The following is a 26,744-nucleotide window of genomic DNA, read 5'->3' on the forward strand; positions in this document are numbered from 1 at the left end:
TCACGGGCGATTGCCCCACATGTCGGCGTTCTTCGCTGCCTGCGCCACCAGGTCCGGCACGACCTCGCCCAGTTCCTCGGCGTCCCAGCGGGCGCCCTTGTCGGCCGACGGTCCGGCGCTCCAGCCCTCGGCGACGCTGATCCGCCCGCCCCAGACGTTGAACACCCGGCCGGTGATCCCGGCCGACTGAGTCGAGCCGAGCCAGACGACGAGCGGGGCCACGTTCTCGGGTGCCATCTCGTCGAAGTCGGAGCCGGGCCCGGTGACCCCGTCGAGCACCGCGAGGTTCTCGGTCATCCGGGTGCGCGCACCGGGCGCGATCGCGTTGACGGTGACGCCGTAGCGCTGCAGCTCGGTCGCGGCGATGACGGTCAGCGCGGCGATCCCGGCCTTGGCCGCGCCGTAGCCGGTCTGGCCGACGTTGCCGTAGAGCCCGGACGGCGACGACGTGCTGATCACGCGCGCGTCGACGGGGTCGCCGGCCTTCGACCGCTCCCGCCAGTGCCGGGCCGCCGCCCGCGTGCACGCGAAGACGCTGCGCAGGTGGACGCGCAGGACCTCGTCCCATTCCTCGTCGGCGGTGTTGACCAGCATCCGGTCGCGCAGGATGCCCGCGTTGTTGACGAGCACGTCCAGTCCGCCGAACTCGCGCAGCGCGGTCGCGACCGCGGCGTCGGCACCGTCGGTGGAGGCCGCGTCGGAATACGACGCGACAGCCGAGCCGCCCGCCGCGCGGATCTCGGCGACGACGGCGTCGGCGGGCTCGGGGGAGCCGCCCGTTCCGTCGACCTCCACACCCGGGTCGTTGACGACGACGCGCGCGCCCTGCCGGGCGAACTCCACCGCGTGCGCGCGGCCGATGCCGCGGCCCGCGCCGGTGACAAGAACGGTCCTGCCTGCGCAGAGGTCTCCCATGGCGTGCCTTCCGAGAGGGGGTGTCAGCGGGGCGACCCGTCGAGGTACTCGTCGAGCCGGGTGATCAGGCCTGTCTCGTCGACGCGGCCCACGACGCAGACCGCGTACTCCGCGGTCGTCGTGCCGGCGGCGTCGTGGAACCGGACGGTGTGCTGCTCGCAGAAACCGTCGGGTGCGACGAGCCGCCGCACGTCGGCGTAGGAGAACCCGCCGGTGCGCCGCAGCTTTCCGGTGTAGCGGATGACCTGTTCGACGTCGCGTTCGCCGCCGTCGACGTTCTGCCAGAACACCGCGCCCTCGGCGACTGCGGCGCGCATGCCGTCCCAGTCGCCGGCCGCGGCAGCGGTGAAGAACGTGTCTGCGGCGCGCGCGGCGGCCGGTTCGGACGTCGTGGTCACGAGCGGACGCTAACCGAACTTGACGTCGAAATCAATTAGTGCGTAGCCTCCGGCCCGTGGAGGACCACTCGTGACCGCGACGATCCGTGAGGAGGTCCGGGCCGAGCTCGTCGCCTCCGTTCTCGAGGTCAGCGCGACCGCGGGCGTGCGCGTCGCCGGCGGGCAGGCCATCGTGCTCCTCGAGTCGATGAAGATGGAGATACCGGTGGTGAGCGAGACCGGGGGCACTGTCGTGTCGGTCGCCGTCGCGGTGGGCGACGTCGTGCAGAGCGGTGACCTCATCGCGGTCGTCGACGCCGGCGAGCCCGAGGAGAGCTCTCGATGAGCTACCGCACGATCCGCTACGAGACCGTCGACCGGGTCGGCTGGCTGACCCTCGCCCGCCCCGAGGCGCTGAACGCCTACACGACCGTCATGTGCGACGAGATCGTCGACGTGCTGGCCGGCTACCAGGCCGACGACGACACCCGCGTGCTGGTGATCACCGGCGAGGGCCGGGCGTTCTGCGCGGGCGGCGACGTCCGCAACACCGACGAGGTCGAGGAGGCGCACCGCCGCCAGCTGGGCCACGCCATGGTGATGCGCGAGGGGATGCACCGCGTCGGGCGCCTGCTGCACGGCCTCGACAAGCCGACGATCGCGATGGTCAACGGCGTCGCCGTCGCGGGCGGGCTCACCCTCGCGCTGCTGTGCGACCTGCGCGTGGCCGGGGCGAGCGCCCGGCTCGGCGACACGAGCGGGCGCGTCGGGCTGCTGCCCGACGAGGGCGGTGCGTGGCTGTTCCCGCGCGCCATGGGCATGGAGGCCGCGCTGCGGATGACCCTGCTCGGTGAGATCTACGACGCCGAACGTGCCCGCGAGCTGGGCCTGGTCGGTGAGGTCGTGCCCGACGAGACGCTGCGCGAGCACACCGCCGCGCTCGCCGCGGCGCTGGCGGCCAGGGCGCCGCTGGCCGTGCGGGTCGCGAAGAAGCTGATGCTGCGGGCGGCGGGCACGTCGTTCGACCACGCGCTGGGGGACGCCGAGTTCGCCGTCGACGTCGTCAACGGCAGCGCCGACGTCGCCGAGGGCGTGGCGGCGTTCGTCGAGAAGCGGCGGCCGCGCTTCGAGGGCCGGTGACCCGGGTCTTCGCGACGGCCGACGAGCTCGTCGCCGCGGTGGGCCGTGACCTCGGTGCCGGCGGTTGGATCCGGATCGACCCCGACCGGGTCCGGACGTTCGCCCGCGTCACCGGCGACCGTGCCTGGGACGGCGGCGTTCCCGGCACGCTCGTCCTCTCCTACGCCGCCGCGTCGCTCACCGAGCTCTTCGCGGTCCCCGGCGCGTCGACGGGTGTCAACTACGGCCTCGACGACGTCCGGTTCGGCGACCCGGTTCCCGTCGGCACGCGGGTGCGGCTGCACGCCCGGATCGACGACGCCACGCCCGGACGCGCAGGCGCGGTCCAGGTCGCGGTGGCCGTCGCCGTCGAGCGCGCCGACACCACCGAGCTCGCCTGCGGCGCGCGGTTGTTGGCGCGCTTCCACTTCGACCCGACGACGCAGGAGGCAGCGCGGTGAACGAGGAGCCCGCAGAGGTCGCGGCCGTCCGGCCGGGCGAGGAGCTCGACTGGGCCGCGCTGGAGCGCTACCTGCGCGGGAACGTCGAGGGGCTGGCGGGGCCGTTCGCGGTCGAGCAGTTCCCCAACGGCTCGGCCAACCTGACCTACCGGGTCACGGTCGGCGAGAGGCGGCTGGTCGTCCGGCGGCCGCCCTTCGGCGAGATCGCACCGGGCGCGCACGACATGCGCCGGGAGCACACGACGCTCGCGTCGTTGTGGCGGGCGTTCCCGCGGGCGCCACGCGCGCTGGCGTTCTGCGACGACCATGCCGTCATCGGCTCGGACTTCCTCGTCGTCGAGTACCGGCCGGGTGTCGTCGTCTGGGGGGCGGTGCCGTCGTCGATGGCGGACCAGCCCGACGCAGCCCGGCGGATCGGGTTCGCGGTCGTCGACGCACTGGCCGACCTGCATCTCGTCGATCCGGCGGCGTGCGGTCTCGACGGCCTCGGCAAGCCCGACGGCTTCCTGGAGCGCCAGGTCGCCGGGTGGCGACGACGATGGGAACGCGTCGGTGGCGACGCGGGCGCGCTCGCCGGCCGCATCGACGGCATCGGCGAGCACCTGACGTCGACGATGCCGACCTCGTCGCGGACCGCGGTCCTGCACAACGACTTCAAGGTCGACAACTGCCAGTTCGCGGCGGGTGAGCCCGACACGGTCGTGTCCGTCTTCGACTGGGACATGGCGACGCTGGGCGACCCGATGGTCGATCTCGGCATCCTGCTCAACTACTGGCCCGATCCCTCGGACCCGCCGGACGCCCGCGCGGTCACCCCACCCGGTCTGGAGGCGATCGGACTCCCGACGCGCCGCGAGATCGTCGACCGCTACGCCGAGCGCACAGGTCACGACGTCGGCGACAGCGCCTGGTACGAGGCCTTCGCCGCGTGGAAGACGATCGTCGTGCTCCAGCAGCTGCACAGCCGCTGGTTGCGCGGGGAGAGCACCGACCCGCGGATGGCAGAGCGCGGCGAGCTGATCCCCCCACTGGTCCGCCGCGCGACGTCGATCCTCGCGGGAGCCGCCGGCTGAGGTGGGCCGCGAGGATCCGCCGTGCCGGACCCGCACCGGGACCGGGGCAGATCGCGGTGTTCGCGTCCGTCGTGCCGATCCGGCCTCGGCGGGCGTAACGCCCCGCTGATCCGGCGCGAACGACGGAGGTCGTCTCCCCACCGACCTCACCTGGAGCGGTCATGTCCGTCGATCCCGGTCAACAGGCCGTCCCCCCGGGCGGGCCGCCGACCACGGTGCCGATCCCGGGGCAGGCCCCTCCGGTGTGGTTCGGCGGTGCTCCCACACCACCACCGATGCAGCTGCCGATGCCGCCGCAGATGGCCCCGCCCCCGGCGCCGAGAAGGAGCCGCGCGTGGCTGCCGTTCCTCGTCATCGGCGTCGTCCTCGCCGCGATCGCGGCCACGATCGTCGTCGTGACGACCGCCGGGGGCCCGGCCGCGGGCGGACCGGACGCGCCGCGCACGTCGGCCACGGTGCCGAACGTCGTCGGCATGCGCGCCGACCAGGCGGTCGCGGCGCTGAACTCCGCCGGGTTCCGCAACGTCTCGACGTCGTTCACGGGCGAGCTGTGGCAGCGGACCGTGCTGCTGCAGAACCCCGCCGCGCTGACGACCGCGCCGCGCGACACCTCGATCGCACTGTCCGTGAGCGTCCCCGCGCCCACCCGCGCGCCGGTGACGACGACGGTCAAGCCCCCACCCGCTCCGGCGAAGGCGATCACCGCGCGGGAGTGGGCACTGATCGCGCGGAGCCCGGACGCGCACAGCGGCGAGTCCGTCGTCGTCTACGGGCAGGTCACCCAGTTCGACTCGGCCACCGGGCCGACGGGGTTCCGGGCGAACGTCGACGGGGTGGCGCACAAGGTCAGCTACGGGTACGCGGACTACGACACGAACACGGTCCTGACCGCGGACACGGCGGCGACGCTGGGCGACCTGGTGAACAAGGACCTGTTCACGGCCGAGGTGACCGTGCTCGGGTCCTACACCTACGAGACGACGATGGGCGGGTCGATGACGGTGCCGAAGCTGGCGGTCCAGAAGATCACGGTGACGGGTCAGGCGAAGTAGCGGGACGCCGGGCAGCGCCCGGGCACGCCGGCGGGGCGGGTGCGCGGGCGGGCTGCCAGGGGCCGTCGGCGGTCAGGGCGTCGGGATGCCCAGCGCGTTGGCCCACAGCAGGCTCAGCTGCTGGGCGGCCCGGTCGAGCTCGAAGTCCTCGTCGCGCAGGCACCAGCGGTAGGCGAAGTTGCTGATCATCCCGGTCAGCGCGGTGGCGGCGTAGCGGGCGTCGATCGCGGGGGAGACCTCACCCGCGGCCTGCATCCGCTCGATCGCGCGCACCACCCGGGCGACGGCCCGGTCGGAGGCCTGGCTGCGCAGCTCGGCGACCTCGGGGTTCAGCGTCGCCGCCTGCTCCCAGACGACCATGATCCCGCGGTTGTCGTAGTAGGCCGTGAGGTACTCGGTGTTGGCGCGCAGGATCCGCGCGTAGGCGTCGTCGCTCGCCGCGCTCTCCCCGCGGCCGCTGACGCGCAGGTCCTCCTCGAGTTCCTCGATGAGCGCGAGGAAGATCTCGTCCTTGGACTTGAAGTAGGTGTAGAAGCTGCCGTGCGCGGCGCCGGCCTGGTCGGCGATGTCGGTGATCCGGGCGGCGGTGAACCCGTCGCGGGCGAACACGATGCGGGCGGCGTCCAACAGCGCCTGGCGGCTGCGACGGCCGCGGGCCGTCGCAGGCACCGCTCTCCTGGCAGGCGGCGCTCCGGCATCGGCCGCCGCGGTCTCGGCCGTCTCGGTCATTGGCTGGCACCTCTCCCCCGACGTCGGCCGTTGCGGGGCGTGTGGCCCCGCACGGGCCGCGTGATCGTATCTCCGGCCCCCGTCGACGGGCGGGCTGCGCGGCTGCCACCGATATTGACTTCGACGTCGAGTTCATGCAAGGTCGGATTCGTCGGAGTTGGCTCGAGGCATGGCTCGGCGGAAGAGGTTCGGCATGGAGCAGGTCGCCATCACCGGGGTCGGGATCGTCTCTCCGCTCGGTCAGAGCGCGGACGACTTCACCGCCGCGATGCAGGCCGGACGCGTCCGGATCGTGCAGGCCCCGTGGGCCGATCCGGACTCGGGCCGCTACGCCTGGGTCTCGACGATCCCCGACTTCGACCCGACGGCCTGGATGGACGACCGCGTCGTCGACGGCACCGACGTCTTCGCCCAGTACGCCATCGCGGCGGCGGCGCAGGCCGTCGCCGACCACGGTGCCGAGCTCGACCCGCTCCGGACCGGCGTCGTCCTCGGGACGACGATGTCGGGGGTCCAGTCGCTCGCCGAGGCCCAGCGTGCGCTCGATCTCGAGGGGCCGCAAGCCATCCATCGCAAGCTCAACATCAAGGCCTGGCCCAACATGGCCGCGGGCCAGCTCGCGCTGCGGTGGAAGCTGCACGGCCCGCTGCTGACGGTGTCGTCTGCCTGCGCGTCGGCCAACGACGCGATCGGCACCGCCGCGCAGATGATCGAGGCGGGCCGGGCCGACGTCATGATCGCCGGTGGCACCGAGCACGGCCTCTGCGAGATCCTCTACCACGCCCAGACGTCGTACGGGATGTCGCAGGGCACCCCCGACCCGACGATGGCGATGCTCCCGTTCGACCGGCGGCGCACCGGCATCGTCGAGGGCGAGGGTGCCGCGGTGCTCGTGCTGGAACGGCTCGACCGGGCCGTCGCGCGGGGAGCCCACATCCACGGGATGGTCCGGGGCTACGCCTCGCTCTCCGACGGTCATCACCCGTCCTCGCCCGACCCGAGCGGGCGCTGGGAGGCCGAGGCCATCCGCCGGGCCCACTCCGACGCGGGGATCGGGTCAGACGCGGTCGACGCGATCGTCGCCCACGCCACCAGCACCCCGAAGGGCGACACGGTCGAGATCGCCGCGATCAACGAGGTGTTCGGCGACCGCGGCGACTCGCTGCTCGTGACGTCGATCAAGGGCAGTGTCGGGCACACCGGGGCCGCCTCGGCGGCGATGGGCGTCCTGGTCGGGCTCCAGGCGATGGAGGCCGGGGCCCTGCCGCCGGTGGGCGGGACGGCCGAGGTCGAGGACGGCCCGCTGTTCCGGGTCGTCGTCGGCGAGCCCGCGAAGGCCGACATCGGGATCGTCCAGGTGAACGCGTTCGGTTTCGGCGGCCAGAACAGCTCGCTCGTCGTCAGCCGCGACTGAGCGCAGCCCTGTTGTGACCCCGGGCGACGTCACCGCAGGCCGGGGCGGTCCGGCGTGGGCGTGGGCGGTGCGGCCCCGCGGCATAACTCGGACTTGACGTCGACTTCAACATCTGTTTGCATCCTCCCAGCGTGAACCGCATCGACGCCCGGGTCGTGACACCGACCGACCGGAATCGCATGCGGGACCCCCTCGGACGAAGGAGTCTGCAATGCGTCCCACCCGTGTCGCCGCGGTCGGCGTCACCCTGGCCGGGGCCCTGGTCCTGTCCGCCTGCGGCGGCAGCGACGGAGGGTCGGCGAGCGGGGGCGACTGCGTCGTCAAGCTCGGTTCGGTCTTCAGCACCACCGGTGCCGCGGCCGCGTTCGGAATCGACGGCCAGAACTCGATCGACATGGCGGTCAAGGACATCAACGCCCGGGGCTTCACCGTCGCCGGCAAGAAGTGCACCTTCGAGCTGAAGTCCGCCGACATGGCGAGCAACCCCGACAACATGGCGCGCAACGCGCAGGACCTCATCACGGGCTTCGGCGCGCACTACCTGATCGGCGGCGACATGTCGCCCGCGATCCCCCCGATGGTCACCGCCGCCGAGCGCACCGGGAACGTCATGGCGCTGTCCGTGACCACGTCGATGCAGAACTACGTCAAGCCCGACAAGCCGTTCTTCAAGCTCTCGGCCTCCGACGACAAGATGGTCAACAACGGGTACATCCCGGCCGTCACCAAGGCGCTGCCCGACATCAAGCGCATCGCGATGCTGATGAACAACGACGACACCGGCCGCACCCTCGCCGACTCCTACGTCCCGGCGTTCGCGCAGAACGGTGTCGAGGTCACGCAGAAGATCTTCTTCGACCCGGCCTCGACCGACTTCGCCGCCGTCGTCAACCAGATCCCGCGGGGCAGTGTCGACGGCCTGTTCATCGGCTACAACGGCGACGGCCGCGCCGCCGCGATCATGGACGCGGCGCTCGACGCCGGCCTGACCAAGAACTTCATCACCCGCGGCATCTCGGCCCTGCCGGGGCAGCAGCGCGCGGACAAGATCGACAACTACGCGTGGCTCGTCCTGGGTGCCGACCCCGCCTTCCCCAGCACCGACAAGGTGAAGGCCTTCATCGACCGCTACGCCGCCGAGTACAAGGTCGACCCGGCGAAGGTGACCTGGTTCCCGTTCACGCACTACGACTACATCGCGATGCTCGCCCAGGCCATGGAGAAGGCCGGCACGACCGACGACGTCGACAAGGTCGCCGCGGCCCTGCGCGGAGCGTCCTACGACGGCGTCGTCCAGGTGTCGTTCGACCCCACGGGCGCCAACACCAGCCCGATGGGCGCCGGGATCCTCTCGCCGACCGGCGGCAAGGTCGTCACGTTCGGCATCAGCTGACCCGTTCGATCCAGCAGGAACGAGCACCTGTCGCAACGCAGCACCTGTCGCAACGCAGCCCGGAGGAGCAGCACATGCAGTACTCGGTGGCCGACATGCTGGGCATGAGCGCCCGGTCCCGGCCCGACGCCCTCGCCGCGACGGTGCTCGCGACGCCGACGACCCCGGAACGGTCGTGGACGTTCGCGCAGGTGTGGCAGCGCGTCGCCGATCTGGCGGCGGCGCTGTCGGGGACGCCGGCGGGGCGCAACGGCCGCATGGTCGCGACGCTGCTGCCCAACGGGCTCGACGCGCTGCTGATCTACCCCGCGGCCATGGTCGCCGGGGTCGCGTCGGTGCCCGTCAACACCCGGCTGGCCCTGCCGGAGATCGCGCACATCGTGTCCGACTCCGGCGCGACGGTCCTGGTCGCCGCGGGGTCCCTGCTGGACACGGCCCGCGAGGTCGCCGCGCTCGTCGAGCACGATGTCGCGGTCCTCGACCTCGACGCCGTCGACGGCGACGCGCCGCTGCCCGACCCCACCGGTGACCCGGCGGTCGGGCAGCGGGTGGCCGCGGTGTTCTACACCTCCGGCACCACCGGGCTGCCCAAGGGCGCCACGATGACCAACGACACCTGGCTGGTCAACTGCTTCCGGTGGGGCTGGCAGCTGCGGCTCGGCCCGGACGACACGATGCTCGTGCCGGGACCGCTGTTCCACATGTCGTACTGCAGCTTCGCGCTGTGCTGCTGGATGATCGGCGGCCGGGTACGGATCATGCCCGCCTTCGACGCCGCCGTCGCGTGCGACGAGTTCGCCGAACGCTCCACCGCGGCGTTCCTCGTCCCGTCGATGACCACGATGATCTCCGAGGAGTGGCAGCGTCGCGGCCGCACGCCGCTGCCCGCCATGAAGCGGATGATGACAGCGGGTGCCGCCGTCTCGCCGGTCCTGCTGAAGCAGGCCTACGAGATCTTCCCGAACGTCGAGATCTCGGAGACCTACGGCTGGACCGAGGGCGGTTTCGCGACGTTCGAGCTCAAGTCGCCCGAGACCGTGCTCGACGGCACGGTCGGCTACCCGACCGTCGGCTGCGAGATCCTCGTCGTCGACGACCAGGACCGGCCCTGCGCCCCGGGCGAGCGCGGCGAAATCCTGCTGCGGACCCTGGCCTGCTCCTCGGGCTACCTCAACCTCCCGGAGGCGACGGCCGCCTCGTGGACCGGCGACCTCATCCGCTCCGGCGACATCGGCGTCATGGACCCCGACGGCAGGCTGCGGATCGTCGACCGGAAGAACGGGATGATCATCACCGGCGGCGAGAACGTCTACGCCGCCGAGGTGGAGCAGGTCGTCGCGCAGCACCCCGGCGTGCTCGAGACCGTCGTGCTCGGCGCGCCGCACGAGAAGTGGGGCGAGCAGATCGTCGCGGTCGTCGTGGTGAAGCCGGGGGAGACCGTCGAGCAGGACGAGCTTCGGGCCTTCTGCCGCGACAGGCTCGCGGACTACAAGATTCCCCGGGTCGTCATGGCCTGGCCGGAGGCGCTGCCGCGCAACTCGATGGGCAAGCTGCAGCGGTTCGTCGTCGAGCAGGCCGTGCGCGACACCGCGGTCCCGGCGGGCTGAGCCGTGGACGCACTCGTCACGACGATCCTGCTCGGCATCATGCAGGGCGGGCTCTACACCCTCGTCGGGCTCGGGGTGACGCTCACCTTCGGCGTCACGCACATCCTCAACTTCGCCCACGGTGAGTTCATCACCGTCGGGGCGTACGCGTTCGTGCTGTTCGCCGGGGCCCTCGGGGCGGGGCTCGCGCTGCCGCTCGCGTTGCTCGTCGCGGGCGGGGTCGCCGCGATCCTCTACGTCGTCGGATTCCGGCGCACGATCGGCAACCACCTGCAGGGCCTGGCCTTCTCGCTCGGCCTGCTGCTGTTCGCCGAGGCGTTCTTCGTCCGGACCTTCACCGCGACGCCGCGCAGCGGCCCACGCATCGAGGGCACGGTCTCGCTGATCGGCGAGGAGCAGCTGCCCGTCGGCAGGCTCGTCGTCATCGGGGTGACGATCGTGGTCGTCGTCGTGACCGCGTTCGCGATGCGCCGCACGTGGATCGGTCTCGCGCTGCGGGCCTGTGGCGACGACGAGTTCGCGGCCTCCACGGTCGGGCTGCCGGCCAGGCGGGTCGGGCTCTACGCCTTCGTCGTGGCCGGGGCGCTGGCCGCCGTCGCGGGCATCTGCATCGCGCTCGTCGTGCCGATCACGCCCGCGACCGGGCTGAGCTTCCTGCTCAAGGGCTTCGTCGTCGCGATCATCGGCGGGCTCGGCTCGATCGAGGGCACGTTCGTCGCCGCGATGATGCTCGGCCTGCTCGAGGCACTGGGCACGCGCTACGTCGAGGCCGGGCTGACCAACGCCTACGGCTTCGTCCTCATGATCGTCATCCTGCTGGTGGCGCCGGCGGGTCTGTTCAACCGCAGGCAGGTGCGAGCCGGATGACCACGAGTGGGAGTGCGATGTCGGGCAGGCGGTTGCGGCACGGCGCGGGTGTGCTCGTCGTCGGGGCCGTACTGCTGGTGCTGGCGTTCGTGGTGCCCGAGAACAGGGTGCTGCTGCTCAACGCGTTCCTCGCCTACGGTGCGCTCGTCGTCGGGCTGGACCTGCTGGTCGGCGACCTGCGGATGATGCCGGCCGGGCACGCCGCGTTCTTCGGCGCGGGCGGCTACGCGACCGTGCTGCTCTACCAGAAGGCCGGGCTGCCGCTGCCCGTCGCGGGCGCGATCGCGGTGCTGATCGTCGCGGTGCTGGCCACGCTGATCGGGCTGCCCGCGGTCGGCCGGTCGTCCGGCTTCTCGTTCGCGATCATCACCTTCGCGTTCGGCGAGCTGCTCATCCAGCTCATCGCCAACGTGCCGGGGTTCTTCGGCGGCTCGTCGGGCCTCACGATCGACTGGGGCGTCGGCTCGGACATGCCGTTCGACTTCTCGGTCTACCGCTACTTCACCCTCTGGCTCGTCGCGGTGCTGGTCGTCGTGATGCTGGTCGTCGTCCTCGTCCGCAACTCCCACCTCGGGCTGCGGATGAAGGCCGTGCGCGCCGACGAGAACGGCACCCGCGGCCTGGGCTTCAACCCCACGACGTACAAGGCGGTCGCGTTCGTCCTGGCCTCCACGCTCGCCGGGCTCGTCGGCGTGTTCTGGGCTCCGATGAACGGGTTCATCAGCCCCGACACGCTCGGCGTCAACCAGTCGATCCTGTTGCTGGGCATGCTCATCATCGGCGGGGTCGGGCGGATCACCGGTGCCCTCGTCGGTGTCGCGCTGCTGGCGTCGCTGCCCGCGATTGTGGAGATGGACCCGGTGCTGCGGACCGTGCTGGTCGGCGCGCTGCTCGCGGTCGTCGCGCTGCTGCAGCCCGCGGGCATCGTCGGCGGCCTGGCCACGCTGTGGGACCGCGCGCGCCGGCCGAAGGCGCCGCCGCCCGCCGACGGGCCGGTCGACGCCACGCCGGAACCGGCGGGGGTGGGGCGATGACCCAGGCGCGCAACGGAGCCGTGGTCGCGAACCCTGCCGTGCCGCTCGGCCCCGAACCGCTGCTCGACGTCGACGACGTGTCGTGCGTGCTCGGCGGGGTCCGGGCCCTGTCCGAGGTCACGATGCACATCGCACCGGGCGAGCTCGTCGGCATCATCGGGCCCAACGGCGCGGGCAAGACCACCCTGTTCAACGTCGTCACCGGGTTCGTGCCGGCGACGTCGGGCGAGGTGCGATGGGGCGGCGCGCCCCTGCGCGGCGGGCGCGCGCACCGGGTCGCGCGCAGCGGCCTCGTCCGCACGTTCCAGAACGTCGGCGGCTTCACCGGCCTGACGGTCGCCGAGAACCTCGAACTGGCGACGCGCGGTCGCGACGGCGCTGCCGTCCGCCGCGTGGAGGACCTGCTGCACCTCGCCGACGTGCGGGACACGCTCGTCGAGGACTGCAGCCTGGCCACCCGCAAGCTCGTCGGGATCGCGATGGCATTGGTGCGCACGCCCCGGCTGCTGCTGCTCGACGAGCCGCTCGCGGGCCTCGACGACACCGACCGCGACCGCGTGACGTCGCTGATCGAGCAGGTCCACGACTCGGGAGTGACCGTGTGCATGGTGGAGCACGACATCGGCCGGACCCTGCGGCTGGCCGACCGGATCGTCGTCCTGGACGCCGGACGGCTCGTCGCGACGGGGACACCGGCCGACCTCGCACGTGACGACGTGCTCGCGCGGAACTACCTGAGCTCGTGACCGCTCAACTGGAGGTCCGCGACCTCGCCGTCCGCTACGGGCAGGCGCTGGCGGTGCGCGGCGTCTCGTTCGGGATCGAGCGCGGCGAGACGCTCGCCGTCGTCGGTGCCAACGGCGGCGGCAAGAGCTCGCTGGGCAAGGCCGTCGCCCGGCTCGTCGGCTCGACCGGCGACGTGCTGCTGGACGGCACGCCGGTGCCGCGGACGGCCGTCGCGGCGGTCGGAGCCGGGGTCGTCTACGTGCCCGAGGGCCGGATGGTGTTCACCCAGCTCTCGGTGGCCGACAACCTGCGGGCGGGTGCGTTCAGCGTGCGCCGCAAGCACGACTGGGAGGCGCGCCGGGCGACGCTGTACGAGCGGCTGCCCCGGCTCGCCGAACGCGCATCGGTGCGGGCGGGACTGCTGTCGGGGGGTGAGCAGCAGCTCCTCGCGATCGGTCGGGCGCTGATGGCGTTCCCGTCGGTGCTCGTCCTCGACGAGCCGTCGCTGGGGCTGTCGCCGTCGGCGGTCGTGACCGTGACCGACTTCCTGCGCGAGATCCAGCAGGAGTACGACATGACGGTCCTGCTGCTGGAGCAGAACGCGGCGTTCGCGGCCAAGCTCGCGCGCCGTGCGCTGGTGCTGGAGCTGGGCGTCGTGCGGGAGGTCGTCGACGCGGCGACCCTCGCGGAGCCGGCTCCCGTCCCCGCCGATGCCGAGTCCGCCGAGCGGCAGTGACGCGCGGGTCAGCCGATCACCCCCGCGGCGCGCAGCGTCGCGATCTCGGCGGCGTCGAGGCCCAGCTCGGTCAGCACCGCGTCGCCGTGCTCGCCGGGCCGCGGGCGCGGCGGCGGCAGCGTCGCGGGCGTCGCGTCGAAGCGCGGGGCGGGCGCGGGCTGGCGCAGCCCGTCGCGGGTGACGATCGTGCCGCGGGCCGCGAGGTGCGGGTCGGCGGCCGCCTCGTCGCGGCTCAGCACGGGGGCGAAGCAGGTCTCGGCACCGGCGAACACCGCGCACCACTCGTCACGGGTACGGGTGCGGAAGATCGCGCCGACGCGCTCGCGCAGCCGTGGCCACGCCTCCCGGTCCATCTGCTCGGGCAGCTCGGCGCCCGCGAGGCCGACGCGGTCGAGGAAGACGGCATAGAACTGGGGCTCGAGCGCACCGACGGCGACGTACCGGTCGTCGGCGGTGGCGTAGACGCCGTAGAAGTGGGCGCCGCCGTCGACCATGTTGGTGCCGCGCGGACCCCACTCGTCGCGCGCGAGGTAGGGCGCCATGAGCAGGGCCGCGCCGTCGACCATCGCGGCGTCGACGACCTGGCCACGCCCGGTGGCGCGGGCCGAGACGATGCCGCACACGAGCCCGAACGCGAGCAGCATGCCACCGCCGCCGAAGTCGCCCACGAGGTTGAGCGGCAGCACCGGGTCGCCGCCGCCCGCGGGGCCGATCGAGTCGAGCACCCCGGTGAGGGCGATGTAGTTGACGTCGTGGCCGACGGTGCGCGCGAGCGGGCCGGTCTGCCCCCAGCCCGTCATCCGGCCGTAGACGAGCGCGGGGTTGCGGGCCAGGCTCGGCGCCGGTCCGATCCCGAGCCGCTCCGCGACACCGGGCCGGAAGCCCTCCATGAGCGCGTCGGCCGTCGCGACCAGGTCGAGTACGACGCCGACGCCGCGCTCGTCCTTGAGGTTCACCGCGATGCTGCGCCGACCGCGCTCGATGACCTCGCTGAGCGCGGTCGACTCGGCGACCTCGTGGTCGCGGGTGACCCGGTCGACACGGATCACGTCCGCGCCCATGTCGGCCAGCATCATCCCGGCGAACGGCGCCGGCCCGAGGCCCGCCAGCTCCACGACGCGCACTCCGGACAGGGGTCCCGTCATGCCCGGAAGTCAATCCGGACTCGACGTCGACGTCAAGTTAGTTCGAAGTTGACGTCGGAATCAGAAAATCGTACGGTGGCGACGAAGGGGGGCGGACGATGACCGACACCGTGCTGGTCGAGACGCGCGGTCGCGTGCGGGTGGTGACGCTCAACCGGCCCGACCGATACAACGCGATGACCGACGAGCTGCTCGGCGGGCTGCTCGTCGCCCTCGAGGCGGCCGCGGCCGACGACGCGATCGGCGCCGTCGTCGTCACCGGGGCCGGGAAGGCGTTCTGCGCCGGGGGCGACCTCGCCGCGATCGACGACTTCCGACCCGACCTGCCGACGGCCGAGCGCACCGCGGCGCTGCAGAACCTGCACCGGTCCAGCCTGCTGCTGCACGACATGCCGAAGGCGACGATCGCGGCCGTCAACGGTCCGTGCGCCGGCGCCGGGCTGTCCCTCGCCTGCGCCGCCGACCTGCGGTTCGCCACCCGGAGCGCGGTGTTCAAGTCGTCCTTCCTCGGGGTGACGCTCACCGGCGACTTCGGCGGCACGTGGTCGCTGCCGCGGATCGTCGGCTGGGGCCGGGCGCGTGAGATGTACCTGCTCGACGAGCGGGTCGACGCCGAGCGCGCCGCGGCGATCGGGCTCGTCTCGTCCGTGCACGACGGCCCCGGGTTCCTCGACGCCGTCCTCGCCCGGGCCGCGGCGCTGGCCGCCGCACCGGCGGGCACGGTCACGGGGATCAAGGCCAACTTCGCCGACGGCGAGACCTGCGACTTCGCCGCCGGGCTCGACGCGGAGGCCGTCCGTCAGGTGCAGGCGGTCGAGAGCGCGCTCGAACGCGCCCGAACCGACGTCGAACGGCCCGACGCATGAGCGCCGCTGTCGAGTACGCCGTCGACGCCGCCGAGCGCGACCCGGTCGAGCGGCTGCGGGCGCTGTGCGACACGGGCAGCCTGCGCGACGTCGTCGCCGTCGACGGGCTCGCGGCCGGGCGCGGCACGCTCGACGGCGTCGCCGCCCGAGTGTTCGCCACCGACCCGCGCGTGCAGGGTGGCGCGCTCGGGAGCGCCGGGTGCGCCCTCGTGGTCGCCGGCTACGAGTCGGCGCTGGCCGCGGGCGAACCGGTCGTCGGCATCTGGCAGTCGGGCGGGGCGCGGTTGCGCGAGGGCGCCCGCAGCCTCGACGCGATCGGCCGGGTCTTCCGGGTGATGACCCGGGCCAGCGGCCGGATCCCGCAGGTCAGCGTCGTGCTCGGGCCCTCGGCGGGCGGCGCCGCGTACGGCCCCGCGCTCACCGACGTCGTCGTGCTGGGTCCGGACGCCCGCGTCTTCGTCACCGGACCCGACGTCGTCCGCAGTGTGACCGGCGAGGACGTCGACGCGCTCTCGCTGGGCGGCCCCCAGGTGCACGCCCGGCAGTCCGGCGTCGCGCACGTGACCAGCCCGACGGTCGGCGCCGCGTTCGAGCGCGCCCGTGAGATCACCGCGCTGCTCGCGGACCGTCGGCGGCGCGGACCGGTGCTGCGCGGCGAGGTCGACCCGGGTGCGCTGCTGCCGTCGAACGTGCGCCGGGCCTATGACGTGCGACCCGTCGTCGACGCCCTGCTGGACGCGCCCGCCGTCGAGCTGGCCCCGGGGTGGGCGCCGAACGTCGTGACGGCACTCGGCCGCATCGACGGCCGCTCGGTGGGGGTGCTCGCCAACAACCCGCTGCGGCTGGGCGGCTGCCTCACCGCGGCGTCCTCGGACAAGGCGGCGCGGTTCGTCCGGACCTGCGACGCGCTGGGCGTCCCCCTCGTCGTGCTCGTCGACGTGCCCGGCTACCTGCCCGGCGGCGCCCAGGAGCTCGACGGCGTGGTGCGCCGCGGCGCGAAACTGTTGCACGCCTTCGCTTGCGCCGAGGTGCCGCGGGTGACCGTGGTGACGCGCAAGGCCTACGGCGGCGCCTACATCGCGATGAACAGCGCCTCGCTGGGATCGACCAGGGTGTTCGCCTGGCCGGGCGCCGTCGTCGACGTGATGAGCCCCGTCGCCGCCGTCCGGGTCCTGAACCGGCGCGAACTCGCCGGGCTCGAAGGAGCCGCGCGCGCGGAGGCCGAGTCCGCTCTCGCCGCCCGGCACAGCGAGACCACGGGCGGGCTCGCCGAGGCCGTCGCCGACGGGTTCGTCGACGAGATCGTCGAGCCCGCGGAGACCCGCGCTGCGATCGTCCGCACGCTCGCCGCCGCGGGTGACGGTCGCGGCCGACCCGGGAACATCCCGCTGTGAGCAGCACCGACGCCGAGGCGACGGCCTCGCTGACCCCACGCGGGCGCCGTACCCGCCATGCGCTCGTCGACGCGGCCAAGGAGGTCTTCGAGCGCGACGGCTTCGCCGCCCGGATCACCGACATCGCCGAGCACGCGGGCGTCGCGCACGGCACCTTCTACACCTACTTCGAGTCGAAGGAGGAGATCTTCCTCGCGGTCAGCCAGGAGCTGCTCGAGGAGTTCTTCCCCGGACGCCCCCGCACGGACGCCCCGGCCCCGCGCGACGCATACGCCGCCATCGAGTCCACCAACCGGCAGTACCTCGAGTCCTACCGGCGGCACGGGCGGCTGATGGTGCTGTGGGAGGAGATGCCCGGGGTCAGCCCAGGGCTCTCCGGCCTGATCGACGACGCGCGCGCCGCCGTCGTCGACCGCACGCGGCGGGCGATCCTGCGGCTGCAGTCCGCGGGCGCGGCGGACCCGGCCGTCGACGCCAGGTACGCCGCGCACGCGTTGGGCGGCATGGTCAACCGGTTCGCCTACGGCTGGGTCAGCCGTGACGAGGAGTTCGACCTCGACACCGCCGTGACCCAGCTGAGCCTGCTGTGGGCCAACGCGTTGCGCGTCCCGGTCCCGGTTCCCCAGCGGAGGAGCAGATGACGAGCACGATCGATGGCGCAGTGGGCGCGCCCGACCTCGACACCTTCGCCGAGACGGCCCGCTCCTGGCTGCTCGCCCACGCGGCCCCGCGGCGCGCCGACGAGGCCGAGCGGACCGACGTCTCGGTGTTCCACGATCTCCCGCCCGAGCGCGAGCGCGAGCTGCTCGGCCGCATCTGCGACTGGCAGCGGACCAAGTTCGACGCCGGGTACGGGGCGCTGACCTGGGCCGTCGAGGACGGCGGCGCGGGGCTGAGCGAGCGGCACGCGGAGGTGTTCGCCGAGCTGGAGGCGGGCGTCGAGACCCCGGGCCAGCACGAGCTGGCGTCGGTGAGCGTGTCGCTGATCGCCCCGACCGTCCGGATGTTCGGTACGCCCGCGCAGAAGAGCCGGCTGGTTCGCGGTCTGTTGCGCGGTGACGAGCTGGCCTGCCAGCTGTTCTCCGAGCCGTCGGCCGGGTCCGACCTCGCCGGACTGGCCACGCGTGCGGTCCGCGACGGCGACGGCTGGGTCGTGACCGGGCAGAAGGTGTGGAGCTCCGGCGCGCAGTTCGCCGGCTGGGGCGAGCTGATCGCCCGCACCGACCCCGATGTCGCGAAGCACAAGGGGCTCACCGCGTTCCTGCTGCCGATGGACACCCCGGGCGTGGAGGTCCGGCCGCTGCGGCAGATGTCGGGCGGCTCGTCGTTCTGCGAGGTGTTCCTCGACGAGGTCCGAATCCCCGACTCGCTGCGGCTCGGCGACGTCGGCGCCGGCTGGACGGTCGCGCTCGCGACGCTGGGCTTCGAACGCGGCCACTCCGGGTCCGAGGCCCGCGTCGGCGGCGGCTTCGCGCAGCTCCTCGCGGCTGCGCGGAAGCTCGACCGCACCGGGGACCCCGACGTCCGCAGGTTGCTCGCCGACGTCTGGGTGCACGAGAAGCTGGCCGCGGTCGCCGCCCAGCGCGACCGGGAGGCCCGGCTCGCCGGCGCGGCACCGGGGCCGATCGGGTCGCTGCGCAAGCTCGTGTGGGCGCAGGGGTTGTCGCTGGTCTCCGAGGCCGCGACGACGATCCTGGGCAACCGGCTCGTCGCCGACACCGGGGACGAGCTCTTCGGCTGGACCGAGCACGTCCTGGGCGCACCCGGCTACCGGATCGCGGGTGGGTCCGACGAGGTCCAGCGCACGATCATCGGCGAGCGCCTGCTCGGCCTGCCCCCCGAGCCGCGCGGGGACCGCGGCGTGCCCTGGCGGGACATCCCGCGATGACGTCGTCGGAAGGGAGTGCGACGAGCCGACCGCAGCCCCGCAGCGTCGCCGACGCCGTCGCCGCCGCGCGTGCCGTCGAGAAGCCGCTCGCCGGGCGGACGGCGCTGGTCACCGGCGGCTCCCGCGGCCTCGGCCGGGAGATCGCCATCGCCTTCGCGGCCGCGGGCGCCGACGTCGCCGTCGTCAGCCGCAAGAAGGACGCCTGCGAGGCGCTGGCCGAGGAGCTGTCCGACGCCACCGGGCAGAAGGTCACCGCCCACGGCGCGCACGTCGCCGACTGGGAACGGGTCGGCACGCTGCTCGACGAGGTCGAGGCCGAGCTCGGCGTCGTCGACGTCCTCGTCAACAACGCCGGGATGGCCCCGATGTACCCCAGCCTCGACGAGGTCACCGAGCTGCTGTGGGACAAGGTGATCGGGGTGAACCTGAAGGGTCCCTTCCGGTTCATGGCCGCCGCGGGGAAGCGGATGGTCGCCGCGGGCGGCGGCGTCATGCTCAACATCAGCTCGATCGCCTCGATCCGCCCCACCGCGAACGACCTGCCCTACGCCGCCGCGAAGGCGGGCCTCAACGTCCTCACCAAGGGATTCGCGCAGGAGTACGGCCCGACCGTGCGCGTCAACACGATCCTCGCCGGACCGTTCTTCACCGACATCTCGGCCGGCTGGGACATGGACTACTTCGACCGCCTGACCGCCGACTGGCCGCAGAGCCGCGGCGGCGACCCGGCCGAGATCGTCGGCGCCGCGCTCTACCTCTGCGGTCCGACGGCCGGGTTCACCACCGGCACGCTGCTCGCCGTCGACGGCGGCGGGACGGCGGCCCCGTGACCCTCCAGGAGGTGCCCGTGCCGCGCACGGTCGACGACTCGCTGTTCACCGAGACCCCCGACGGAACCGCGCTGCTCGGCAGCCGCTGCGACGACTGCGGCGCCCACACGTTCCCCCGGCAGGGCGGCTGCCCCCGCTGCACCGGCACGGCGATGGCCGACGTGGCGCTCGCCCGCGAGGGCACGCTCTGGTCGTTCACCGTCCAGGGCTTCCGGCCGAAGACGCCCTACCGGGGGCCGGAGGAGTTCGCACCCTACGGCGTCGGCTACGTCGAGCTGCCGGGGCAGCTGATCGTCGAGGCCCGACTGACCGAGCACGACCCCGACCGGTTGGAGATCGGCATGCCCGTGCGGCTGGAGATGATCCCGTTCCGCGTCGACGAGGCGGGCGAGCCCGTCCTGACCTTCGCGTTCGCGCCGGCAGGTCGCTCGTGAACGCGCCCGCCCTCGCGATCATCGGCATCGGCATCCACCCCTTCGGCCGCACCGAGGGGGTGTCGGGGCGGGCCCAGGCCGTCCACGCCGTCCGCGCGGCGCTCGCCGACGCCGGTCTCGGCTTCGGGGACATGCAGTTCGGCTTCGGCGGCAGCTGGTCGGCGGGCGACCCGGACACGCTCGTGTCAGAGCTGGGCCTGACCAGCCTGCCGTTCATGAATGTCGCCAACGGCTGCGCGACCGGTGGCAGCGCGCTGATCAGCGCCGACGCCGCCATCCGGGCCGGCCTGCACGACGTCGGGCTCGTCGTCGGCTTCGACAAGCACCCCCGGGGAGCCTTCAACACCGACCCCGCCTCCCACGGCATCGGCGACTGGTACGGCGAGACCGGCCTGATGCTCACGACCCAGTTCTTCGGCCTGAAGATCCAGCGCTACCTGCACGTCCACGGCATCGGCACCGACGTGCTCGCGGCGATCGCCGAGAAGGCGTTCCGCAACGGCGCGCTCAACCCGAACGCATGGCGGCGCAAGGAGATCAGTGCCGAGGAGATCGCGTCGGCGCCGATGATCAGCCATCCGCTCACCCAGTACATGTACTGCTCGCCGGGGGAGGGGGCCGTGGCGTTCGTCGTCTGCCGGGCCGACCGCGCGCCCGACTACACCGACAACCCGGTCTACCTCAGCGGGGCCGCGCTGCGGTCGCGGCGCTACGGGTCGTTCGAGGTGTTCAGCCCGTGGCTGGCGCTCGACGCCGCGCAGAGCCCCACCGTCGACGCCGCTGCCGCCGCGTTCGCCCAGGCCGGACTGACCCCGGCCGACGTCGACGTCGCCCAGGTCCAGGACACGGAGTCCGGCGCGGAGCTGATGCACATGGCCGAGACCGGGCTCTGCGAACACGGCGCGCAGGAGGAGCTGATCGCCTCCGGCGGCACCGCGCTCGACGGCCGGCTGCCGATCAACACCGACGGCGGCTGCATCGCCAACGGCGAACCGATCGGCGCCTCCGGGCTCCGGCAGGTCTACGAGACGGCCCTGCAGCTGCGCGGCGAGGCCGGCGACCACCAGGTCCCCGGCGGGCCGCGCGTCGGGTTCACCCACGTCTACGGTGCGCCGGGCATCTCCGCGTGCACCGTGCTCACCCGCTGAGAGGCACACACATGGGCTGGGACTTCGAGACCGACCCCGACGTCGCGCAGGAGCTGGACTGGGTCGACGAGTTCGTCCGTACCGAGGTGGAGCCGGTCGACGAGGTCGTCACGCACGCCTGGGACGTCCACGACCCGGTGCGCAACGCACTGATCAAGCCGCTGCAGCAGGTCGTGCGCGACAAGAACCTGTGGGCCTGCCACCTCGGGCCCGAGCTCGGCGGCAAGGGCTACGGCCAGCTGCGGCTCGCGCTGCTCAACGAGCGGCTCGGCCGCTCGCACTCGGCCCCGGTCGTGTTCGGCTGCCAGGCGCCCGATTCGGGCAATGCGGAAATACTCGCCCACTACGGCACGAACCACCTGAAGAAGACCTTTCTCGAACCGCTGGTCGCGAACGAGATCGTGTCCTGCTTCTCGATGACCGAGCCGCACGGCGGGTCCGACCCCACGGGTTTCCGGACGACCGCGGTCCTCGACGGCGACGAGTGGGTCATCAACGGGGAGAAGTGGTTCTCCAGCCACGCGCTGTTCGCGGACTTCCTGATCGTCATGGCCGTCACCGAACCCGACGCGCCGCCCCACCGCAGCATGTCGATGTTCGTCGTGCCGGCCGACATCCCGGGCCTGGAACGGGTCCGCGACGTCTCGGTCTGGGGCCACGAGGAGCCCGTCGGCACGCACCAGTACCTCCGCTACACCGATGTGCGGGTGCCCGCGGAGAACCTGCTGGGCGAGCGCGGCGCGGGGTTCGCCGTCGCGCAGACCCGGCTCGGCGGCGGTCGCATCCACCATGCGATGCGCACCGTCGGACTGGTCGGCTCGGCGTTCGAGATGATGAAGCGGCGCGCGGTCTCACGGACGACCAAGGGCGAACGGCTCGCCGACAAGCAGCTCGTCCAGGAGATGATCGCCGACACGTGGATCCAGCTCGAACAGTTCCGGCTGCTCGTGCTGCGCACCGCCTGGCGGATCGACCGCTACAACGACTACCGCAAGGTCCGCGCCGACATCTCCGCCGTCAAGGCCGCGATGCCGAAGGTGCTGCTCGACGCGTCGTCACGGGCCATCCAGATCCACGGCTCGCTGGGTATCTCCACGGAGCTGCCGTTCGGGAAATGGGTCATGGAGTCGTTCCACATGGGACTCGCCGACGGCGCGACCGAGATCCACAAGGTCAACCTCGCACAAGCCCTGCTGCGCGGCACCGAGCCCGACGACGGTCTCTTCCCGCCCTACATCCGCCCGACGTTGCGCGCGCGGGCCCACGACCGGTTCGCCGAGGTCCTCGCCGCGGCCGCCGACGACGACTGACGGGAGCTCGCATGCGGTTCACCCCCGATCCCGACGCCGAGGACCTGCGCGCCGTCGTGCGCGCGTTCCTCGACCGGCACCTGCCCGTCGACGCGGTGTTCGCAGAGCTGCGCGGCGACCGCGGCTGGGACCCCGACGTCTGGCGACGGTTCGCCGCCGAGATCGGTGCCGTCGCTCTCGACGTCCCCGAGGACCTCGGCGGGGCGGGCGCGGGTGTGCGCGAGCTCGCGGTCGTCGCCGAGGAGCTCGGCCGGGTGCCGTCGAGGCTCCCGTGGTTCTCCACGGCGGTCCTCGGCGTCGGTGTGCTGACCGCGTGCGGCGACGCGCCCGACCTCCTGCCCGACCTGCTCAGCGGCGCCGCCACCGCCACCCTCGCCCACCTCGAGGACCCCTCGGGCTGGGACGCCGGAGCCGTCGCGACGCTCGCCGTGCCCGGTGCGGACGGCTGGTGGGTGACCGGCACGAAGACCCTCGTCGTCGAGGGCGCGACCGCGGACCTGCTGCTGGTCGTCGCGCGGGCCGGAGCCGAGCTGGGCCTGTTCGCCGTGCACGCCGTCGCCGACGGGCTGACCCGCACCCCGCTCGAGACCCTCGACCCCAACCGCCCGCTCGCCCGCGTCGACCTCGCCCGCGTTCCCGCCCGGCGCATCGGCGTGGGCCGCGACGCGGGCGACCTCGTCGCCCGGGTGCTCGACAGGGCCGTCGTCGCGCTCGCCGCCGAACAGCTCGGCGGGGCCGCCGCCGCGCTCGACGCCGCCGTCGCCTACGCGGGGGAGCGGCTGCAGTTCGGCCGCCCGATCGGCACGTTCCAGGCGATCAAACACCGCTGCGCCGACATGGCGGTCCAGGTGGAGGCGGCCCGCTCGGCCGTCGCGTGGGCGGTCGCGTGCGCCGCCGAGGACCCGGCCGAGCTGCCCGCGGCCGTCGCGGCCGCCGCCATGACGTGCGGGCAGGCCTACCGCTACGTCGCTGCCGAGAACATCCAGGTGCACGGTGGCATCGGGTTCACCTGGGAACATCCCGCCCACCTGCACTTCCGGCGGGCCGCGACCGACGCCGTGCTCTTCGGCGACCGGGACGCCCACCGCGAACGGCTACTGACGGCGATCGGCCTGTGAGTGGCGTCGCCGCGCCGGCCAGTGCCATGGCCGGTAACGCCACTCGCCGGCGTCAGACGACCGCCCCGTCCGACCGGCGGTCCGGGCGGGTCCGCGGCGGGCCGGTCCTGCCCGAGGGCCGGTTGCCGGGCCGCGCGCGGTCGCGGTCGCCGAAGCGGCGCTGCAGGACGATCGCCAGCGGCACCGCGACCGTCACCGTCGAGACCGTCCCGGCGACGATGCCCAGGATCAGCGCCAGCGCGAAGTCGGCGAGCGTCTCGCCGCCCAGCACCAGCAGCGCGCCCAGGATGACCAGCGTCGACAGGCCGGTGTTGACGGTGCGCGGCAACGTGGACAGCACCGCCGAGCCGGCCACCCGGTGGAACGGCTCGCGGCGGCGCCCGGCGCGCTCGGCGCGGATCCGGTCGAACACGACCACGGAGTCGTTCACCGTGTACCCGATGACCGTGAGCAGCGCCGCGACGAAGACGCCGTCGATCGTGCGCCCGGTCCACGCGAACCACCCGACGACGATCGAGACGTTGGTGGCCAGCGCCGCGACCGCACCCGCGCCGAACGTCCAGCGGAACCGGATCGCCAGGTAGACGAGCTGGGCGAGCAGCGCCACGCCCAGCGCGATCAGCGCGCCGCGGGCCAGCTCGGCGCCCAGGCTCGGCCCGATCAGCTCGTCCTGCTCGACCTGCGCACCCCCGCCCGCCGCGGCCAACGAGGCCCGCAGGGCGGCCACGTCGGCGTCGTCGATGTCGTTGCCGCGCACGGCGATGCCGCCGTCGCCCGTGGTCTGCACCGGCAGCCCGCCCAGCCCCGCCTCGGCCACCGCGGCGCGGGCGGCGTCGGCGTCGACGGGGTTCGTCGTCGAGAACTCGACGGAGCGGCCGCCGGTGAACTCCACCCCGAGGTCGAGCCCGCGTAGCGCGATCCCTGCGAGCGCCACGACCACGACGACCGCCGAGCAGGCCAGCAGCCGGCCCGCGGGCCGGAGGATGTCCGGGCTCACCCGCTCCAGGCGGCGGCGCACCGGGCCGATCGTCGCGAGGCCCGTCCACCTGGGCCGGCGGCGGACCGCACCCCGGCGCAGCAGCCAGATCGTCAGCAGGCGGGACAGGACGAGCGCGGAGAACAGCGACACGACGACGCCGAGGGTCAGCGTCACCCCGAACCCGCGGACCGGTCCGGAGGCCAGCCAGAACAGCAGGGCGCCCGCGAGCAGCGTCGTCACCGCCGAGTCGACGACAGCGGTGAAGGCGCCCCGGTACCCCAGCTCGGACGCCCGTTCCAGCCGCGGCCGGCGTGCGTACTCCTCGCGAGCCCGTTCGGCGACGAGCACGTTCGCGTCGACGGCCATCCCGATCGCCAGCACGAACCCGGCCAGGCCCGGCAGCGTCAACGTGGCACCCAGCGCGATCAGCCCGGCGTACGCGACGACGGCGTAGCCGGCCAGCGCGACCACCGCGACGAGCCCGGCCAGCCGGTAGGCGACCAGCAGGAACAGCGCCGTCAGCGCCGTGCCGACGAGGGCCGCCAGCGTGCTCGCCTCGATCGCCGACGCACCCAGCGTCGGACCCACCGTCCGCTGCTCGATGATCTCGACCGGTACCGGCAGCGCCCCGCCCTGGATCAGCACCGCCAGCTCCGACGCCTGCTCCTGACTGAACGAGCCGCTGATCTGCGTGCTCCCGCCGTACATCCCGACACCGCAGCCGATCGACGGGTCGACCTGCGGTGAGGAGATGACCTGCGAGTCGAGGACGATGGCGATCCGCCGCGCAGGGTCGCCCGGCGCCGCGCACGCGGTCTGCGCGGTCAGGGCCTGCCAGCGGTCGCCGCCCTCGGCGGAGAAGCTGACGTCGACGACGGAGCCCAGCACCCCCTGCACGCCCGACGTGGCGCGCGCCGAATCGACGTCCTCGCCGACCAACGCGGCCGGTCCGACGACGATCGGGGCGCCGGTCTCGTCGACGGTGGCCTCGCCCGCGGTGGTCGCGAGCACCGGGTGGATGGTCAGCTGGGCGGTGCGTCCCAGGACGTCGGCGGCCTCGGCCGGGTCCTGCAGGCCCGGCAGCTCGACGACGATCCGGTCCTCGCCGGACCTCGTCAATGACGGTTCGGCGACACCGAGACCGTCGACGCGGCCGCGCAGGACCTCCAGCACCCGGTCGGTCGCGGCGGCGTCCGCGACGACGTCGGGGGCGTCGCGGGTCTCGAGGACGATCTGGGTTCCGCCGCGCAGGTCGAGACCGAGCGTGGGGGAGCCGGTGAGGGCGAGGGCGGTGGCACCGCCGACGATGCCGAGCGCGGCAAGGGCGCGCCACAGCAGGGGACGACTTGTTCTGGACACGGGGAGACCTCGGGAGGAGCCCGCCGCGACGCGCGGCGGGATGACGGGCGGGACGGCTCAGGCCGCCGCTCCCGGAGGTGCGCGCGCGTCGACGGACGAGATCGCGTCGACGGCCGCGGGTGCGGGCGACGCGGGTGCCGTCGTCCCCGACCGCAGGTGCCCGGATACCGCGGCCCCCGGCGCGGGGGCCAGGTCGACGTGCCAGCTCGTCGCCGCCGCCGATGAAGCGCGCTTCGGGCCGGTGTCGACGACGGCGCGGCGGCCGTGGTCGGCGCGCGCGGGTGTCCCGGCGGCCGCGGCGCCGTACCGCTCGGCGGGCGTCGGCGCCGGGGCCGACGTCCGGCCGACGATGCCGAGCGTGACCAGGACCGCGAGCAACAGCGCCGCGGCGAGCGGGCGCCGCGCGGCGTCACGGATCACGGCACTCCTCGGTCGGGTTCTCGGCGCCACCGTACAGGGGATTACGTACCCGATGACCGGTTCGACTGGGCCTTTCGGCCGTGCCATATCTGCCGAACAGCGCAGGAGGTGCTTGCGGTCGCGTTTCTGCGCCGCCGGCCCGCGGATTCGGCGAAATTTTCTCGCTGATCACCGTCCGTGTTTCCCGGGATCCGGACCGTATCGACGGGACGCGCTGTGACGTGCGGGACCGCCCGAGGTTGCGTCGATCTCCGACCAATCTCGGAGGCCGTACGGCGCAACCTGCACAGCGTTGGTAACGGGCTCACAAAGGGCAACGATCGACCCGATACGGAGATGCTGCTCCCCCT

27 protein-coding genes are annotated in these 26,744 nt (G+C 73.2%); 21 read left to right on the forward strand and 6 right to left on the reverse strand.

What is annotated here, in order from left to right; genetic code table 11:
- A complete protein-coding gene (locus PSED_RS02575; RefSeq protein WP_013672705.1) occupies positions 1-915 on the reverse strand; it encodes an SDR family oxidoreductase in 915 nt (304 codons plus the stop codon).
- Between the two features lie 23 nt (positions 916-938).
- Positions 939-1,313 carry a nuclear transport factor 2 family protein gene (locus PSED_RS02580; RefSeq protein WP_013672706.1) on the reverse strand — a complete coding sequence of 125 codons (375 nt, stop codon included), beginning with the start codon at positions 1,311-1,313 and terminating at the stop codon, positions 939-941.
- Between the two features lie 70 nt (positions 1,314-1,383).
- Here PSED_RS02580 and PSED_RS02585 point away from each other — a divergent pair, with 70 nt between their 5' ends.
- The 5 genes from PSED_RS02585 (at position 1,384) to PSED_RS02605 (ending at position 4,997) form a co-directional block, all read left to right on the forward strand.
- The gene (locus PSED_RS02585; RefSeq protein WP_013672707.1) at positions 1,384-1,638 is read left to right on the forward strand and encodes a biotin/lipoyl-binding carrier protein; all 255 of its coding nucleotides are present in this window, start codon (positions 1,384-1,386) and stop codon (positions 1,636-1,638) included.
- Positions 1,635-2,432, forward strand: coding sequence for an enoyl-CoA hydratase/isomerase family protein (locus tag PSED_RS02590; RefSeq protein WP_013672708.1), 798 nt, complete (start codon positions 1,635-1,637; stop codon positions 2,430-2,432). Before PSED_RS02585 ends, PSED_RS02590 begins: the two co-directional genes overlap by 4 nt.
- On the forward strand, positions 2,429-2,872 hold the full coding sequence (locus PSED_RS02595; protein WP_013672709.1) for a hotdog family protein: 444 nt from the start codon (positions 2,429-2,431) through the stop codon (positions 2,870-2,872). The genes PSED_RS02590 and PSED_RS02595 overlap by 4 nt, the downstream gene beginning before the upstream one ends.
- Positions 2,869-3,945 carry a phosphotransferase family protein gene (locus PSED_RS02600; protein WP_013672710.1) on the forward strand — a complete coding sequence of 359 codons (1,077 nt, stop codon included), beginning with the start codon at positions 2,869-2,871 and terminating at the stop codon, positions 3,943-3,945. The genes PSED_RS02595 and PSED_RS02600 overlap by 4 nt, the downstream gene beginning before the upstream one ends.
- Before the next feature lie 275 nt (positions 3,946-4,220).
- Positions 4,221-4,997, forward strand: coding sequence for a PASTA domain-containing protein (locus PSED_RS02605; RefSeq protein WP_049803283.1), 777 nt, complete (start codon positions 4,221-4,223; stop codon positions 4,995-4,997).
- A gap of 72 nt (positions 4,998-5,069) precedes the next feature.
- Here the strand turns inward: PSED_RS02605 and PSED_RS02610 are convergent, their stop codons facing one another.
- A complete protein-coding gene (locus tag PSED_RS02610; RefSeq protein ID WP_013672712.1) occupies positions 5,070-5,726 on the reverse strand; it encodes a TetR/AcrR family transcriptional regulator in 657 nt (218 codons plus the stop codon).
- A 193-nt stretch (positions 5,727-5,919) separates the two neighbouring features.
- Here PSED_RS02610 and PSED_RS02615 point away from each other — a divergent pair, with 193 nt between their 5' ends.
- The 7 genes from PSED_RS02615 to PSED_RS02645 all read left to right on the forward strand — a co-directional run bounded on the left by PSED_RS02615 (position 5,920) and on the right by PSED_RS02645 (position 13,503).
- The gene (locus PSED_RS02615; protein ID WP_013672713.1) at positions 5,920-7,140 is read left to right on the forward strand and encodes a beta-ketoacyl-[acyl-carrier-protein] synthase family protein; all 1,221 of its coding nucleotides are present in this window, start codon (positions 5,920-5,922) and stop codon (positions 7,138-7,140) included.
- 211 nt (positions 7,141-7,351) lie between these two features.
- Positions 7,352-8,533, forward strand: a complete 1,182-nt coding sequence (locus tag PSED_RS02620; protein ID WP_013672714.1) for an ABC transporter substrate-binding protein — start codon at positions 7,352-7,354, stop codon at positions 8,531-8,533.
- A 74-nt stretch (positions 8,534-8,607) separates the two neighbouring features.
- A complete protein-coding gene (locus PSED_RS02625) occupies positions 8,608-10,140 on the forward strand; it encodes a class I adenylate-forming enzyme family protein (protein ID WP_013672715.1) in 1,533 nt (510 codons plus the stop codon).
- Between the two features lie 3 nt (positions 10,141-10,143).
- Positions 10,144-11,007: a branched-chain amino acid ABC transporter permease gene (locus PSED_RS02630; protein ID WP_013672716.1), complete on the forward strand. Its 864-nt coding sequence runs from the start codon at positions 10,144-10,146 to the stop codon at positions 11,005-11,007.
- The gene (locus PSED_RS02635) at positions 11,004-12,041 is read left to right on the forward strand and encodes a branched-chain amino acid ABC transporter permease (protein WP_202946345.1); all 1,038 of its coding nucleotides are present in this window, start codon (positions 11,004-11,006) and stop codon (positions 12,039-12,041) included. The genes PSED_RS02630 and PSED_RS02635 overlap by 4 nt, the downstream gene beginning before the upstream one ends.
- On the forward strand, positions 12,038-12,787 hold the full coding sequence (locus tag PSED_RS02640) for an ABC transporter ATP-binding protein (protein ID WP_013672718.1): 750 nt from the start codon (positions 12,038-12,040) through the stop codon (positions 12,785-12,787). The genes PSED_RS02635 and PSED_RS02640 overlap by 4 nt, the downstream gene beginning before the upstream one ends.
- A complete protein-coding gene (locus PSED_RS02645) occupies positions 12,784-13,503 on the forward strand; it encodes an ABC transporter ATP-binding protein (protein WP_013672719.1) in 720 nt (239 codons plus the stop codon). Before PSED_RS02640 ends, PSED_RS02645 begins: the two co-directional genes overlap by 4 nt.
- Before the next feature lie 8 nt (positions 13,504-13,511).
- On the opposite strand, the gene PSED_RS02650 is transcribed toward PSED_RS02645, so the two are convergent.
- Positions 13,512-14,648 (reverse strand): CaiB/BaiF CoA transferase family protein, encoded by a 1,137-nt coding sequence (locus PSED_RS02650; RefSeq protein ID WP_013672720.1) that lies wholly within the window; start codon positions 14,646-14,648, stop codon positions 13,512-13,514.
- 98 nt (positions 14,649-14,746) lie between these two features.
- Between PSED_RS02650 and PSED_RS02655 the strand changes: the two genes are divergently transcribed.
- From PSED_RS02655 to PSED_RS02695, 9 genes are read left to right on the forward strand one after another with little or no spacing between them, the layout of a single operon-like run.
- Positions 14,747-15,514: an enoyl-CoA hydratase/isomerase family protein gene (locus tag PSED_RS02655; protein WP_013672721.1), complete on the forward strand. Its 768-nt coding sequence runs from the start codon at positions 14,747-14,749 to the stop codon at positions 15,512-15,514.
- On the forward strand, positions 15,511-16,908 hold the full coding sequence (locus PSED_RS02660; protein ID WP_013672722.1) for an acyl-CoA carboxylase subunit beta: 1,398 nt from the start codon (positions 15,511-15,513) through the stop codon (positions 16,906-16,908). The genes PSED_RS02655 and PSED_RS02660 overlap by 4 nt, the downstream gene beginning before the upstream one ends.
- On the forward strand, positions 16,905-17,549 hold the full coding sequence (locus tag PSED_RS02665; RefSeq protein WP_013672723.1) for a TetR/AcrR family transcriptional regulator: 645 nt from the start codon (positions 16,905-16,907) through the stop codon (positions 17,547-17,549). Before PSED_RS02660 ends, PSED_RS02665 begins: the two co-directional genes overlap by 4 nt.
- Positions 17,546-18,796 (forward strand): acyl-CoA dehydrogenase family protein, encoded by a 1,251-nt coding sequence (locus PSED_RS02670; RefSeq protein ID WP_013672724.1) that lies wholly within the window; start codon positions 17,546-17,548, stop codon positions 18,794-18,796. Before PSED_RS02665 ends, PSED_RS02670 begins: the two co-directional genes overlap by 4 nt.
- Positions 18,793-19,626: an SDR family NAD(P)-dependent oxidoreductase gene (locus PSED_RS02675; protein ID WP_013672725.1), complete on the forward strand. Its 834-nt coding sequence runs from the start codon at positions 18,793-18,795 to the stop codon at positions 19,624-19,626. Before PSED_RS02670 ends, PSED_RS02675 begins: the two co-directional genes overlap by 4 nt.
- Before the next feature lie 17 nt (positions 19,627-19,643).
- Positions 19,644-20,060: a Zn-ribbon domain-containing OB-fold protein gene (locus PSED_RS02680; RefSeq protein WP_013672726.1), complete on the forward strand. Its 417-nt coding sequence runs from the start codon at positions 19,644-19,646 to the stop codon at positions 20,058-20,060.
- Positions 20,057-21,208 carry a thiolase family protein gene (locus tag PSED_RS02685; RefSeq protein WP_013672727.1) on the forward strand — a complete coding sequence of 384 codons (1,152 nt, stop codon included), beginning with the start codon at positions 20,057-20,059 and terminating at the stop codon, positions 21,206-21,208. Before PSED_RS02680 ends, PSED_RS02685 begins: the two co-directional genes overlap by 4 nt.
- An 11-nt stretch (positions 21,209-21,219) precedes the next feature.
- A complete protein-coding gene (locus PSED_RS02690) occupies positions 21,220-22,518 on the forward strand; it encodes an acyl-CoA dehydrogenase family protein (RefSeq protein ID WP_013672728.1) in 1,299 nt (432 codons plus the stop codon).
- 11 nt (positions 22,519-22,529) lie between these two features.
- Positions 22,530-23,636, forward strand: coding sequence for an acyl-CoA dehydrogenase family protein (locus PSED_RS02695; RefSeq protein WP_013672729.1), 1,107 nt, complete (start codon positions 22,530-22,532; stop codon positions 23,634-23,636).
- A 52-nt stretch (positions 23,637-23,688) separates the two neighbouring features.
- Here the strand turns inward: PSED_RS02695 and secD are convergent, their stop codons facing one another.
- A complete protein-coding gene (gene secD, locus PSED_RS02700) occupies positions 23,689-25,974 on the reverse strand; it encodes a protein translocase subunit SecD (protein ID WP_013672730.1) in 2,286 nt (761 codons plus the stop codon).
- A gap of 57 nt (positions 25,975-26,031) precedes the next feature.
- A complete protein-coding gene (locus PSED_RS02705; RefSeq protein ID WP_013672731.1) occupies positions 26,032-26,394 on the reverse strand; it encodes a hypothetical protein in 363 nt (120 codons plus the stop codon).
- Positions 26,395-26,744: the final 350 nt, after the last annotated feature.

The sequence above is a fragment of the Pseudonocardia benzenivorans CB1190 genome (assembly GCF_000196675.2).
Taxonomy (GTDB): Bacteria; Actinomycetota; Actinomycetes; order Mycobacteriales; family Pseudonocardiaceae; genus Pseudonocardia; species Pseudonocardia benzenivorans.